At 72.3% G+C, this 13,931-nt stretch carries 10 protein-coding genes; 7 read left to right on the top strand and 3 right to left on the bottom strand.

Annotated elements, in window-relative coordinates; translation table 11 throughout:
* The first annotated feature begins 1 nt into the window (after position 1).
* The 5 genes from ACSHT8_RS06565 to ACSHT8_RS06545 are packed head-to-tail and all read left to right on the top strand — an operon-like array spanning position 2 to position 8,014.
* Complete coding sequence (locus tag ACSHT8_RS06565) at positions 2–1,246, top strand: MFS transporter (protein ID WP_436498689.1); 1,245 nt, start codon at positions 2–4, stop codon at positions 1,244–1,246.
* A complete protein-coding gene (locus ACSHT8_RS06560) occupies positions 1,243–4,020 on the top strand; it encodes a type I polyketide synthase (RefSeq protein ID WP_436498687.1) in 2,778 nt (925 codons plus the stop codon). The genes ACSHT8_RS06565 and ACSHT8_RS06560 overlap by 4 nt, the downstream gene beginning before the upstream one ends.
* A complete protein-coding gene (locus ACSHT8_RS06555) occupies positions 4,017–4,793 on the top strand; it encodes a thioesterase II family protein (protein ID WP_436498685.1) in 777 nt (258 codons plus the stop codon). The genes ACSHT8_RS06560 and ACSHT8_RS06555 overlap by 4 nt, the downstream gene beginning before the upstream one ends.
* Entirely contained in the window at positions 4,702–6,348 is a 1,647-nt protein-coding gene (locus tag ACSHT8_RS06550) for an acyl-CoA dehydrogenase family protein (protein ID WP_436498683.1), read from the top strand. The genes ACSHT8_RS06555 and ACSHT8_RS06550 overlap by 92 nt, the downstream gene beginning before the upstream one ends.
* Entirely contained in the window at positions 6,341–8,014 is a 1,674-nt protein-coding gene (locus ACSHT8_RS06545; RefSeq protein WP_436498681.1) for a non-ribosomal peptide synthetase, read from the top strand. Before ACSHT8_RS06550 ends, ACSHT8_RS06545 begins: the two co-directional genes overlap by 8 nt.
* 78 nt (positions 8,015–8,092) lie before the next feature.
* On the opposite strand, the gene ACSHT8_RS06540 is transcribed toward ACSHT8_RS06545, so the two are convergent.
* Both ACSHT8_RS06540 and ACSHT8_RS06535 read right to left on the bottom strand, forming a co-directional pair.
* On the bottom strand, positions 8,093–9,130 hold the full coding sequence (locus ACSHT8_RS06540) for a LuxR C-terminal-related transcriptional regulator (RefSeq protein WP_436498679.1): 1,038 nt from the start codon (positions 9,128–9,130) through the stop codon (positions 8,093–8,095).
* 162 nt (positions 9,131–9,292) lie between these two features.
* Positions 9,293–9,721, bottom strand: coding sequence for a GNAT family N-acetyltransferase (locus ACSHT8_RS06535; RefSeq protein WP_436498677.1), 429 nt, complete (start codon positions 9,719–9,721; stop codon positions 9,293–9,295).
* Between the two features lie 195 nt (positions 9,722–9,916).
* On the opposite strand from ACSHT8_RS06535, the gene ACSHT8_RS06530 reads away from it, so the two are divergent.
* Positions 9,917–10,114: a hypothetical protein gene (locus tag ACSHT8_RS06530; protein ID WP_436498675.1), complete on the top strand. Its 198-nt coding sequence runs from the start codon at positions 9,917–9,919 to the stop codon at positions 10,112–10,114.
* 43 nt (positions 10,115–10,157) lie between these two features.
* Here the strand turns inward: ACSHT8_RS06530 and ACSHT8_RS06525 are convergent, their stop codons facing one another.
* The gene (locus ACSHT8_RS06525; RefSeq protein WP_436498673.1) at positions 10,158–13,037 is read right to left on the bottom strand and encodes a glycosyl hydrolase family 95 catalytic domain-containing protein; all 2,880 of its coding nucleotides are present in this window, start codon (positions 13,035–13,037) and stop codon (positions 10,158–10,160) included.
* Between the two features lie 187 nt (positions 13,038–13,224).
* Here ACSHT8_RS06525 and ACSHT8_RS06520 point away from each other — a divergent pair, with 187 nt between their 5' ends.
* Entirely contained in the window at positions 13,225–13,920 is a 696-nt protein-coding gene (locus ACSHT8_RS06520) for a FadR/GntR family transcriptional regulator (RefSeq protein WP_436498671.1), read from the top strand.
* The last annotated feature ends 11 nt before the right edge of the window (positions 13,921–13,931 follow it).

The following is a 13,931-nucleotide window of genomic DNA, read 5'->3' as shown; positions in this document are numbered from 1 at the left end:
CATGCCCGAGTCCCTTTGGCGGTTGTCGCGCTTCCGCAACCTCTGGCTGGCCCAGACGGTCAGCCTGCTCGGCACCCAGTTCACCCTGGTCGCGTTCCCGCTGGTCGCGCTGCTGCTCGACGCCGACGCCGCCGACATCGGCCTGCTGTTCGCGATCGAGTTCGTGCCTATCCTGCTGCTCGGCTTACCCGCGGGCGCCTGGGTGGAGCGGCTGCCGCTGCGGGCGGTGCTGCTGGTGTCCGACGGCGCGCGGGCGGCCGCGCTCCTGGTGGTCCCGATCGCGTGGGCGGCCGGCGTGCTGACCATGCCGCTGCTGTTCGCCGTGGCGTTCGTGATCGGCGTGGGCACGCTGTTCTTCGACGTCGCGCAGATGTCGATCCTCCCGGAACTGCTGACCGACGACCAGTTGGCTGACGGCAACGCCAAACTGGAGGGCTCCCGGTCGTTCTCGCAGCTCGGCGGCCCGACCGCGGGCGGGTTCGTGGTCCAGTGGGTGAGCGCGCCCCTGGCGGTGCTGATCGACGCTCTCAGCTACGCGCTGTCGTTCGTGTTCCTGCTGTTCGTGCGCGACCGCGCAAGGCCGAAGGCCGTCGTGGCACCGCAGGGGCTGGGCAAGGAGATCGCCGAGGGTGTGCGGTTCGTCCGCTCGCACCCGGTGCTGGCCCCGCTCGCGGTGTGCGACGCCCTGGCCAACCTCGGGTTCGCCGCCGTGCTCGCCATGCAGGTGTTCTACGGCGCCGAGGTGCTGGGCCTGAGCGCGGGCGCGATCGGTGCCGTGCTGGCCATCGGCAACCTCGGCGGCCTCGTCGGCGCGGTGGCCAGCGGGCCGCTGTCCCGCCGGATCGCGCCGGGCCGCCTGCTGATCGGGTCCGTCGTCGTGTTCACCGCGGGCGCCGCGATGCTGCCCGTGGCCACCGGGTTCATCGGGTTCGGCGCGGGCCTGTTCGTCGCCTATTTCGGTGTCGTCGTCTACAACGTCACGCAGGTGACCCTCCGCCAGGTCCTCACCCCAGAGCACCTCATGAGCCGCACGAACGCGACCCTGCGGTTCATCGAGTGGGGCACGCTGCCGGTCGGCGCCGCGCTCGGCGGCTTCCTCGCCGTCCCGCTCGGCCTGCGCGGAGTGCTGTGGGCGGCCGCCGCGGCGTGCGCGCTGTCGCTGCTGCCCGCCCTGGTGAAGCCGGTCCGCTCGCTCGAACTGCCCGCCGACGAGGCGCCCGCGCTCGAACCGCAGGAGGCGTCGTGACCGGGGGCGACTACGTCGCGGTGATCGGGATGGCCTGCCGGGTCCCGGGCACGGACGGCCTCGACGGCTTCTGGCGTGCCCTGGCCGAAGGCAGGGAACTACTGGACACAGTGGACGGTGTGGCCGCGGGCGTCGTGCGCGACACCGACCTGTTCGACCCGGCCTTCTTCGGCTACGCGCCGAGCGAGGCGCTGCTGATCGACCCGCAGCAGCGCGTGTTCCTGGAGTGCGCGTGGGAGGCGCTCGAACACGCCGGGCAGGTGCCGGGCGACGACGTGGTGATCGGCGTGTTCGGCGGAAGCGGCGACAGCGACCACCTCGACCGGCTCCGCGCCAACCACCACCGCTTCCCCGACGCCTCCGAGCTTCAGTTCCGCCTCGCCTCCGGCGCCGACTTCCTGACCAGCCGCGTCGCCTACAAGCTCGGACTGACCGGCCCGGCGGTCACCGTCCAGGCCGCGTGCGCGACCTCGCTGGTGGCCATCCACCTTGCCACGCAGTCGGTGCTCGCGGGCGAGTGCGACGTCGCGCTGGCGGGCGGGGTGACCCTGCACGGACCCGGCGGGCCGGGCGAGGACGGGATCATCGCCCCGGACGGGCACTGCAGGCCATTCGACATCAACGCGTCGGGCACCGTGCCGAGTGACGGCGCGGGCGTGGTCGCGCTGAAGCGGCTCGACGACGCCATCGCCGACGGGGACCCGGTGCACGCGGTGATCCTCGGCTCGGCGGTCGCCAACGACGGCGCCGCCAAGGTCGGCTTCGCCGCGCCGAGCGTTCCCGGCCAGGTCGCGGCGGTCCGGGCCGCGCACCAGGTGGCCGGGATCGACCCGGAGTCGGTCTCGTTCGTCGAGGCGCACGGCACCGGCACCCCGGTCGGCGACCCGATCGAGGTCCGCGCGCTCACCCAGGCGTTCGGGCCGGGGGCGCGCTGCCTGCTGGGCGCGGTCAAGGCGAACATCGGCCACACCGACACCGCCGCGGGGGTGCTCGGCCTGATCAAGGTCGCGCTCGCGCTGCGGGCGGGCGTGGTGCCGCCGACGCCGAACTTCACCGAGCCGAACCCGGAGCTCGACCTCGCCAACACCCCGTTCGAGGTCACCAGCACGCCCACGGCCTGGCCTCGTGGCCCGCGCCCGCGCCGGGCCGGGGTGCACTCGCTCGGGCTCGGCGGCGCCAACGCCCACGTGGTCCTGGAGGAACCGCCCGCGGCCGAGTCCGACCCGGGCCGGGAGTTTCAGCTGGTCCCGATCTCGGCGCGCACACCCGCCGCGGTCACCGCGACCGCCAAGAGGTGGGTGGCGCAGGTGTCCGCCGAACCCCTGGCGGACGTGGCCTGGACGGCGCAGACCGGCCGCAAGGCGTTCGAGTACCGGGCGTTCGCCGTCGGCGCGTCGGCCGCCGAGGTCGCCGACGCGCTGCCAAGGGCGGAGGTCGCCGCGGCCCGCGAGCGCGGTGTCGTGTTCCTGTTCCCCGGCCAGGGCGGACAGCACGTCGGCATGGGCGCCGAGCTGTACCGGCAGGAGCCGGTCTACTCCGAGGTGATCGACGAGTGCGCCGCCGCGTCGGTCGCCGACCTCGGGGTCGACCTGCGTGACGTCCTGCTGGGCAGGCACCCGGACGCCGACGGCCTGCTGGCCACCATGGAGATCGGCCAGCCCGCGGTGTTCGCCACCGAACTGGCCCTGGCGCGGCTGTGGGAGAGCTGGTGCGTCACCCCCGCCGCCGTCCTCGGGCACAGCCTCGGCGCCTACGCCGCCGCGGCGGTCGCGGGCGCCCTCGACTGGGCCGACGCACTCGCCTTGGTCCGCGAGCGGGGACGCATCCTCGGCGGCCTGCCCGCCGGGGCGATGCTCGCCCTGCCGCTCGCCGCCGCCGATCTGTCGCTCGGCCCGGACCTGTCCCTCGCGGCGGTCAACGGACCGGACCAGTGCGTCGTGGCGGGTCCCGTCGAGGCCGTCGACCGGCTGCGCGCCGAGTACGAGGCCCAGGGCGTGACCGGCAACATCCTGCACATCAGCACCGCCGCGCACTCCCACCTAGTCCAGCCCGAACTCGCCCGCTTCGAGAAGGAGGTCGCCGCGACGGCGCCCCGCGCGCCGAAGGTGCCGTGGGTCAGTGACCACAGTGGACGAATGGTGGCCGAGGCGGCGGACCCCGGCTACTGGAGCGCCCACCTGCGCGGCACGGTGAACTTCACCGACGCGCTGGAGACGGTGTTCGCCATGGGGGACAACGTGATCCTCGAAGTCGGGCCCGGTCGGACGCTGGCCGCGCTGACGCGCAGGCACCCGGGGCGCGGTGACCGGGTCGTGGTGGCGAGCATGCCGCACCCCGCCGACGACGTGAGCGAGCGGCGCGTCCTGCTGACCGCGGTCGGACGAATCTGGCAGGCCGGGGTGACGGTCGACTGGTCCGGCTTGCACCGCGGCGAGCGGCGGCTGCGAGTCCCGATGCCGACCTATCCGTTCCAGCGCGTCAGCCTGCGGGTCGACCGCGATGACCCGGGGCCGGTGGCCACCGAGTCCGACGCCGCGGTCGACGAGTCGGCCGACCCGATGGAGTGCGCCGTGCGGGACGCGTTCGCCGCGGTGCTCGGCATGTCCGGCATCCACCGGGAGGCCAACTTCTTCGAACTCGGCGGCGACTCGATGCTGGCCGTGCGGGTGGCCGCCGCGCTGCGCCGCGACCTCGGCGTCTCGCTGCCCGCCCGCGCGGTGTTCCGCGCCCCGACCGTGGCCGCGCTCGCGGCCGTGATCGGAGCGGACCGATGACCTGGCTGCTTTCCCGCGCACGCAGGCCCGACGCCGGGCTGCGCCTCTACTGCCTGCCCCACAGCGGCGGCTCGGCGGGGGAGTTCCTGCACTGGGCCGACGCGCTGCCCGACGTCGAGGTGTGGGGGCTGCAACCGCCGGGCCGGGGCAGCAGGCTCGACGAGGACCCCATCGACGCGATGGCCGACCTGGTGCGGGCGATCGTCACCGAGGTCGAGTTCACCCCGCCGTATGTCCTCTTCGGACACAGCCTCGGCGCGGCGGTGGCCTTCGAGGTGGCCCGCGAACTCCAGCGCCGCGGCGCCGCGCTTCCCGAGTGCCTGTACGTCTCCGCGCACGAGGCGCCGCACCTGCACGTCGGCGACCCGACCCTGCCCGGGCTCGACGACTTCGCGCTGCTCGACGAGGTCGAGCGGCGCTATGGCCCGGTCCCCGACGAACTGCGCGAGGACGCCGAGTGGCGGGCACTCGTGCTCGACGGCCTGCGCGCCGACCTGCAAATAGTCGCCGACTACCAGCCGTTGCCCGGCCCGACGCTCCCCGTGCCAGTGGTGGCGATCGGAGGGGCCGACGACGACATTCCCGAGTCCGACATCGCCGCGTGGCACTCGCACACCACCGGCGCCTTCACCCACCGCCTGTTCCCCGGCGGCCACTTCTACTTCAGGGAGGACAACAACCGTGAGTTCTTCGACTTCCTCGCCCGGTCTGCTCGGCGAGCTGTGCCGGGGTCGGGTGCGCTGGGAGCTGCTGCGGCCGTTCCCCGAGCATGACCCCGCCGACCGCGCGGTCGGCGACCGGGTCATCGCCGAGCTGACGGCGCTGCTCCACGAGCACGTCGACCCCGAGGCGGTCGACCGCGCCGCCGCTCTGCCCGATGGGCTGGTCGAGCGGCTGCGCGCGGGCGGGTTCCTGTCGCTGACCATGGGTCCCGACCTGGGCGGGCTCGACCTGTCGCCGATGAACACGGTGCGGGTCATCGAGGCGGCGGCGGGCTGGTGCGTCCCGGTGGCCTGGATGCTCGCGATCTCCAACGGGTTCGGGGCGGGCGCCTACCTGCCGCTGCTGGCCGACGGCCCGCTGAAGGACCTGATCACCTCGCACGTCGCCGCGGGTTCACTGTCCGGCAGCGCCGACACCGAGGTGGGCGGGGCGGCCAACGAGACCAGGGCGACCACAGCGGTTCTGGATGGCGAGGTCTACCGGCTGACCGGGGAGAAGATCTTCATCGGCAACGCGCCATCGGCCGGTCTGGTCGACGTGTCCGCCACCGTGCGGGTCGACGGGGTGGACCAGGTGCGGATCTTCTTCGTGCCCACCGACCTGCCCGGGGTCGAGGTGGCGGGCGCGCAGGAGTTCCTCGGCCTCAAGGGGTCGTCGGTCGGCGTGCTGCGGTTCCACGACGTGCGCGTGCCCGCCGAGTACCTCCTGCCGACCACCGAGGACAGCTGGCGGGCCGAACCCGCGCTGGTCCGCATCGCGATCATGGCCCGGATGCTCGTCATCGCCGCGCCGTCGCTGGCGATCGCCAAGCAGTGTCTCTACTGGCAGCGTGACTTCGTCCGGCGCAGGCAGATGGACGGGAAGGCGCTGGGCGACTACGAGGAGGTGCAGCGGATCGTCGCGCGTTCGGCGGCGGAGGTGTTCGCGATGGACAGCCTCGTCGAGTGGGGGATGCTCGGCGCCGACCTCGGCGCCAAGGTACCGGAGTTCACCGCGGCCAAGAACCTCATCTCGCTGGCGTGCTGGCGGGTCGTCGACAGCACGCTGTCCCTGCTGGCGGGGGAGGGGTTCGAGACCGCGACCTCGAAGTCGCGGCGCGGTGCCCCGCCGTTCCCCGTCGAGCGCGCCTTCCGCGACGCCCGCGGCCTGCGGGTGGCCGGTGGGGTCGACTTCCTGCTCGACTACTGGTCCGGCCTCGCCGCGATCGACGGCGCCGAGGCCGAGTCGTCGGTGCCGGTAGAAGACTCGGCGCTGACCGGTCCCTGCGCCGAACACCTGCGGGCGCTCGTCGCGGAGGCGACCCGGTTCGCCGGGCTGCGGGCGCGGCTGCACGAGGGCGCCCGCCAGCACGAGGTCGTCCTCGCGGGCCGGATCTCCGGCGGGCTGCTGAGCATGGCCGCGACCCTCGCCCGCGCGGCCCATCTAGCCGACCGCGGTGACCCCGGCGCGCTCGACCTGGCCGACATCGCGTGCGTGGACGAGCGGCGGCGGCTGGCCGCGGCGTGGGCGGAGTTCGCCCCGGAGCCGGACTGCCCGGACTACACCGCGATGAGCAAGGACCTCCTGCACGGCGACCGCCTCGACCGGGTGATCGGCCATGGCTGATCGGCTGCTCGACCTGGTCGACGCCTGGGCCGACAGCGACCGGCCCGCGATCCTCGACGGTGACCTGGTGGTCACCCACGCCGAACTCCACCGCCGCGCCGACGCGGTGGCCGCCGCGCTGGGCGACCGGCGTGGCACCGTCATCGGGATCCTGATGGAGCGCTCGGCGGAGTTCGTGGTCGCGGTGCTTGCGACGCTGAAGGCGGGTGCGGCGTACCTGCCGCTCGACCCGGAGTACCCGCCCGCTCGGCTCGACCAGCTGGTCCGCGCCGCGGCGTGCCCGCTCACGCTCACCACGGTCCCGCACACCCATCTGGTCGCGGGGTCCGTGGCGATCGAGACCCTGGCGGGTGCGGAGCGACCGCAGGTGTCCACTTCGGACGAAGACCTGGCCTACGTCATGTTCACCTCCGGCTCGACCGGGGTGCCGAAGGGCGTGCGGGTACCCCGTCGGGCGGTGGCCGGGCTCGTCGACGGGCCGGACGTCGAGCGGCCCGGTCCGGACGACGTGGTGCTGTGGGTGTCCTCGCCGTCGTTCGACGCCACGACGTTCGACCTGTGGTGCACCCTCGGGACCGGCGCGGCGCTGGTCCCGGTGCCCGCCAAGGCCTCCGTGTTGGACATCGGCGACCTCATCGTCCGCCACGGCGTGACGACGGTGCTGTTCCCGACCGGGCTGTTCCACTTGATGGTCGATGAGTGCGTGGACCAGTTGGCCGGGCTGCGCACGGTCCTGGCGGGCGGCGACGTCCTGTCGGCGGCGCACAGCGCGCGGTTCCTCGCGGCGGTGCCTTCGTGCAGGTTGGTCAACATCTACGGCCCGACCGAGACCACGGTCTACGTCGCCCGTCACGTCGTCCCCGCCGATGTCTCCGGCACGGTGCCGATCGGCTGTCCGGCGGCGGGCGCGCACCTGCGAGTCCTCGACGAGAACCTCCAGGAGGCTTCGGAGGGGCAGTTGCACATCGGCGGAAACGGTTTGGCGCTTGGTTACCTGGACGACCCGGACCTGACTGCGGCCAAGTTCGTCACCATCGACGGCTCGCGTTTCTACGCCTCGGGCGACCGGGTGCGGCGCCGTGCGGACGGTGCGCTCGACTTCGTCGGCAGGCTCGACGACCAGGTCAAGAAGCGCGGCTTCCGGGTCGAGCCGGGCGAGGTGGAGACGGCGCTGCGGGCGGATCCGGCGGTGCGCGACGCGGCGGTCGTCCTGGCCGGGGACCGGGCGGACACCCGTGGACTGGTGGCGTGCGTGGTCCTGCGGCCGGGGGCGACGATCGCGGAGGTGCGGTCCCGGTTGGCGCTGCCCGCCTATCTGGTCCCGGATGTCTGGCACAGCGTGGACGGCCTTCCGCTGACCCCCAACGGCAAGCTCGACCGCGCGGGCCTCCTGCGTTCACTGGCCACCGAGGCTCGCCCGGCGGATCAGGGGAGTGGGGGCGGGTCAGTCGAAGACGTGGTCGCCGCGATCTGGCGGGAAGTGCTGAATCTGCCGGAGGTGGGTCCAACCGACGACTTCTTCGAGTTGGGCGGGCACTCGCTGCTCGCCAACCGGGTACTCGCGCTGATCCATCGGCGGCTGGGACCGAAGGTGTCGCTCACGGCGCTGTTCGACCATCCGACGGTGGCCGGGCTGGCGGGAGTGGTCCGGGGATCGATTAGTTAGAGCAGTCCGATGGACTCGAGGTGGCGGAGCAGTTGGTGGCGGTGCCGGGATCGTCCGCCGGAGGTCGGCTGATCGTGGTCACAGCAGGCCGATGGACTCCGCGCGGCGCACGGTGGTGAGCCTGTCGTTGGTGCCGAGCTTGCGGTACAGGCTCTCCAGGTGGTGGTGCACGGTGCGCGGCGAGATCTCCAGCCTGCGGGCGATCGCCGCGGCCGTGAGGCCGTCGGCCAGCAGTTTCAGCACCACCCGCTCCCGTCGGGTCGGCCCACCGGGCCGCACCGGGCGGGAGCGGGCGCGGTCCGCGCGCAGGCGCAGCATCGGGAACAGCGCGGGCGAATGTGGGCCGAGCAGCGCGCGGGCCCGGCCCGCCTCGACGCGGGCCGCCTCGTCGTACCCCGCCTCGGCCATGGCGACGGACGCGACCAGGCGCGACCAGCCCGCGTAGAGCGGGTCACCGAACGCGTTGGCCGCCATCACCGCCCACCCCGCCGCCTCGGCGGGTTCCAGCAGCAGGCGGGCGTGCGTCCACGCCAGCAGGGCGTGGCCGGTGCGCAGCGGGCGGCCGATGTCGGCGGCCAGCGTGGAGACCGCGCGCTGCGCGAACTGGGCCCAGCGCGTCGCCGCCGCCACCGAGGTCGCGGCGGCGGCCAGCGCGCTGTACCAGGCGACCCTGGCCACCCGGTGCACCTTCGGCAGGCCCTCGCCGCCGCCGAGGGCGACGAGGTGGTCGCCGCACTCGCGGTCGGCGAGGAAGGTCAGCCAGGCGGTGTCCTCGTCGCGCCGCGCCCCGGCCGGCCTGCCGACGCCCGCCGCCAGCCACAGGTCGACCCGTGTGCGGTCGGGTTCCATGGCCGACGTCGCCTCCATGGCCACCGACAGCCTGCTGATCCACCGCCGGGCCGCCGGGTCCGGCGCCATCCCGCTCAGCAGGGTGGCGACCTCCAGGAACTCGACTACCCGCCGGTCGACCAGCCCCGACTCGAAGCGGGCGAGCGCGGCCAGCGCGAACGCCGCGGCGCACTCGCGGTCGCGGTTCGCCGCGTCCTCGGCCAGCACCGCGGCGGTGGCGGGATCGTCGGGCAGCAGCCGCACCGCCCGCCGCAGGTCGGCGGCCACCCCTTCGCGTTCGGATAACCGGGATTCCGGTGTTTTCCCATTACCAGTTGCAGTTCGCACAGTTCCCCCGTGAACCATTCGACCCCGGATGCGCCCCGCACATCATCACAGTTGGATCACCGCGGGAACACGCTGCCGTTGGACGGCGGAACAGTGCGCCTTTCAGCGGTCGACCGGGAGGCCGAACGCCATCAATTTTTGTTCCTCATGGGCGATCATGCCCACGGAACGGTAAAACGGGTGGGACTTGACCGCCTCTTCCGAACCGGGCGGATCGGTCGAGAGCAGGAAGAATGGGCACTGGTCGAATCTGCGCCGCAGTTCGGCCATCAGCGCCCGTCCGACGCCACGCCGGTGACACTCCGGCAGCACGAGGAAGTCCTGCACGTAGCAGACCGTCTCGCCGTCACTGATCACCCTGGCGAGCCCGATCAGCGTGCCGTCGTCCTCGCGGGCGGCGAGAATCAGCGTCGACCCGTCGAACGCGCGCCGCAATTTCGCCAAGTCTTTCGTGTATCGGGTCCACCCGACCGCGTTATACAGTGTCGCGGCTTCTTCCACCGGCAGAGACAGCTCTGTGTCGATCTTCACATTCGCACCTTATCGGGGTGGCCGCCGACTGGACAGCGGCGGATTCGGCGAAATCACTTCAGCCGATTTCGGCAGGTGACGCCGGTCTGCCCCTTCGGGCAAAGCGGCGGGCCGATCGTACGGTGTTCGTCGCGCCCGCCATAGTGTTCTGCGACGCTGTCCGCAGTGGACATTTCCCCGAGGACGGAGCGGGTCATGATCATGTACCAGGGTTACTGCAACGACTGCGGCTGGTACGGAAAGAACGAGGACGACGGCACCGTCGCCCGCTGGGACGCCCTCGAACACGGCCACGACGACGTCGAGGTCCAGCGCAACGGCGACGGCCCGATGTTCGTCGCGTGGCGCTCGACCGACGGCCTCGGCGAGGACGGCCAGCCCCACATCCACTGAGCCCGGCGCGGCCCACCGGGCGGTGCCGGTGGGCCGAACTCCGTCAGACGCTCACGATTCGCCACTGTTGGTTGGGGGCGGAGGTGACCGGCCACAGCAGGACCCGGGCGCCATCGGTGGGGGAGGCGCCTTCGACGTCGGCGCAGAGCCCGGTGCGGGCGTTGACGAGGTGGACGTAGCCGCCGCCCGCGTCGGTGACGGTCCACCCCTGGTTGTCGGTGCCGGTGTCCTGCCACTGCGTCAATTGGACGCCCGCGCCCGCGCCGACGGGAGCGGTGAGCAGCCGTCCGCTGTGGCGGGCCTGAAGCCGCTGCGTGCCGTCAAGGTTGGCGACGAGCTGCCACTGCTGGTTGGCGGAACCGGAGGAAGCCCACTGGATGGCCAGGGCTCCGTCATCGATGCTCGCGTGGGCGATGTCGAGTGTCTTGCCGCTGGCCCGGTTGACGAGTTGGAACCAGCCGTGGCGCAGCGACACCGCGATGTCGACCCGCTGGCCCGCCACGAGCGTGACCCTGCGCGCGTGGTCGCCGACCGGTGAGGCGGCGGTGGTCGCGGTCGTGGTCAGCGCCGCGATGCCACGGCGGCTGATGAACGTGACGGTCTGGTTGATCGCCGAGGTGACGGACACCGTGGCCGTGCGCGCCGCCAGGTCCCAGGTGAGGCTGTGCACGTGGATACGCCCGCGCGCCTTCACGCCGCTGATGGCGCCCTTGGTCAACTGGGTGGGTACGGCGGGCAGGATCTCCAGCACCCCGGGACGCGAGTACACCAGCGCCTCGGCGAGCACGGCGGGGATCGCGTTCGCCGCGTCGGCGTTGTAGATGTGCAGGTTCGGGTTGTGCGAGGTCATCAGCGACTTGAAGACCATGTTGGCGCCCAACACCTTTCGCAGGCTGTCGTAGACCTGCGCCCCGTCCTTCAGCCGCGTGCCCGCCAGCGCCCGGTGGATGCTGCCGTGTGCCGAGGTGTTCTCGTTGCCGCGAAGGTGCAGCGCGCGCGCCGCCTGGCGGACGAGGTCCGGGTTGTCCTCCGGGTTGATCTCGTGCAGCGGCCACGCGCCGTACAGGTGCTGGACGTGGCGGTGGTTGTAGCGGTCGGCGAGGCCGGGCCACGACCACTCGGCGAGCGCGTTGTCGCCGTTGATCCGGTAGGCGGGGATCTTGGCCAGCAGCGCGGTCCAGCGCGCGACACCCTGGCCGGGCCCTTGTTCGACACCGAGCCGGTTCGCCGCGAAGATCGCCGCCTGCAGGGCGTGCTTGCCCGCCATGACGTCGCCCGTCGCGTTGATCGACAGGCAGACACCGGTGTTGCTCGGGCTGTTCTCCATCGAGAACGACGGCACGAACACGGCTTTGCCGTTGCCGTCGGTCCGGGTCAGGAAGTCCTCATAGAACAGGGCCAACTCCATCAGCGCCGGGCCGAGCTTGTCGCGCAGGAACGCCTCGTCGCCGGTGATCTCGTAGTGCTCCAGCAGCGGGTAGAGCAGCCAGTCGGCGCCGCCGGTCCACGTGTGGCCGGGGAAGTCGCCGTTGTTGAAGTGCAGCATGTGGCCGTACTCGCCGTCGGTGCGCGAGGGCGCCAGGAAGCCGCGGGCGCCGTAGAGGTTGCGCGCGTTGGTGCGCCAGTGCGCGAGCTGTCCCATGACGAGCGCGGTGTAGCCCTGCATGGCCTCGGGAAGATCGAGGATGTTGCCGCCCGACACCTGCAGGTTGACGTTGGCGTCGGTGGTGAAGTCGCCTGCCCACGCCTCCGACCACGACCCGGTCCAGATGCCGGTCAGCCGCGGCGGCAGGACGCCGCTGGAGCTGAGGAACAGGTACCGCCCCGAGTCGAAGAGCCGTTCCAGCAGCGCGGTGTCGATCGCGCCGGGGGAGGAGTTCTGCCGGGCGATCAGCTCGCTGGTGGACAGCGCGCGGTCGGCGGCGGAGACGTTCAGATCGAGCCGTGCCCGGTCGTACATCGGGGTGTGCAGGGCGGTGTGGCGGGTGCGCAGCGCGGTGTAGTCGGTGGACAGCGCGGCCAGCGCGGCGTGCAGGGGCTGGGAGTTCCACCCGGTCGCCGACTCGTAGCGGTCCACTTTGGTCAGCAGCAGGACTTTCCTGGCCCCGGAGACGAACACGCTGGTCGCGCCCGCGGTGACGGTGCCGCCGACGGCGACGACGCGGGTCACGCCCTCGTAGCCGAACGCGCCCTGGCCTGACGGGTAGGTGGCGCGCACATTCAGGTAGCCCGAGCCGCCGCTCACCTTGGCCAGGGTCGTGAAGCCCATGGTCCCGGGCAGCCCGTCGAGCGCGGTGTTGGCGCTGATCGTCGTGTCGAACGTCCGGGTCCCGGGGGCGGACAGCTCGTGGACGACGACCCGGTCGGCGCGGGATGCGAACGCGCGCCGGGTCCACGTGCCGTAGCGGTCGGTCCAGCTGGTGGTGACCTCGCCGGTGCGGAAGTCGGTGACCCTGCCGTAGTCGCTGGTCGTCGCGGCGCTGGAGGTGGCGACGCGCAGCTCGTAGGCCGGGTGGTAGGTCTGGGTCCAGCGCAGCGACCAGCCCTCGGCGAAGTCCCAGTTCGCGCCGCTGTAGTCGCCGGCGAGTGCCTTGTCCCGCACCGACTCCAGGCGCCCGGACAGCACGGGCGGGGTGACCGACCTGGTGCCGTTCGGCAGCACCAGGCGGTGGTGGTTGAGGATTACCTTCTCCAGCGCGGGCGCGCCGTACAGCACCGCGCCGGACTCGCCGTTGCCGACCAGGAAGCCGTCCTGCCACGAGGACGCCGGACTGGTGTCGTAGATGCCGCGCTGCGGAAGCGTGATCTGCGGCGGCACGGCGGCGTCGGCGCGACCGGGCAGCATCATGCCGGGGAGGCCGACGGCCCCGGCGGTCAGCGCCGCGTACCCGAGGAAACGCCTCCGGTCGACAGGGGTGTCCATGCGATGGATTCCTTTCATGGGGGGCGGAGGTGCCGGCCTCCTGACATGGGATGTATGTATAAGTCCGTCCTCGTACGAAAGTCCATAGTTCAGCGCACTTATGGCGAATCCCGCCATAAGCCAGGTCAAGCTGCTACCGTCAGAGCTGACTCACCTTGGATTCTGCGGGAGATGGGATGTCTCGGCGATGCTGTTGACCGACCGGGCCATCGGCCGGATCCGGGACATGATCCAGTCGGGCGAACTGCCGCCCGGCGGCAAGCTGCCGCCGGAACAGCAGCTCGCCGCCGACCTCGCCGTGTCCCGCAACCTCGTGCGGGAGGCGGTCAAGGCGCTGGTGGTGACCCGCGTGCTGGAGATCCGCCGCGGCGACGGCACGTATGTGACCAGCCTGGAACCGGCGCTGCTGCTGGACGGTGTCGCCTCCGCCGTCGAACTGGTGCGTGGCGACCGGCTCCTGGAGCTGACCGAGGTGCGCAAGCTCATCGAGCCCGCCGCCACCGGCCTGGCCGCGACCCGTGTCTCCGCCGACGCGCTGGCCGAGATCGCCGCCCACCTCGACGCGATGCGCGCGGCCCGCGACGACGTCGAGGAGCTGAACCGGCACGACGCCGAGTTCCACCGGCTGATCGGCGTCGCCGCGGGCAACCCCACGCTCGCCGCCCTGCTCGAAGGGATCTCGGGACCCACCGTGCGCGGCCGGATCTGGCGCGGGCTCGTCGACGACCGCGTCGCCGACCGCACCATCGCCGAACACGAGGCGATCTTCTATGCCCTCGTCGACGGCGACGCCCTCCTCGCCCAGGCCGCGGCCCTGGCGCACGTGGCCACCACCGAACGCTGGTTGCGGTCTCATCTCACGCCGGACGAGGCCGCCGGATAACGGCGGCCGTG

It is taken from the genome of Actinokineospora sp. HUAS TT18, from assembly GCF_051364635.1.
Taxonomy (GTDB): domain Bacteria; phylum Actinomycetota; class Actinomycetes; order Mycobacteriales; family Pseudonocardiaceae; genus Actinokineospora.
This window is presented reverse-complemented; position numbering and strand designations above follow the sequence as displayed.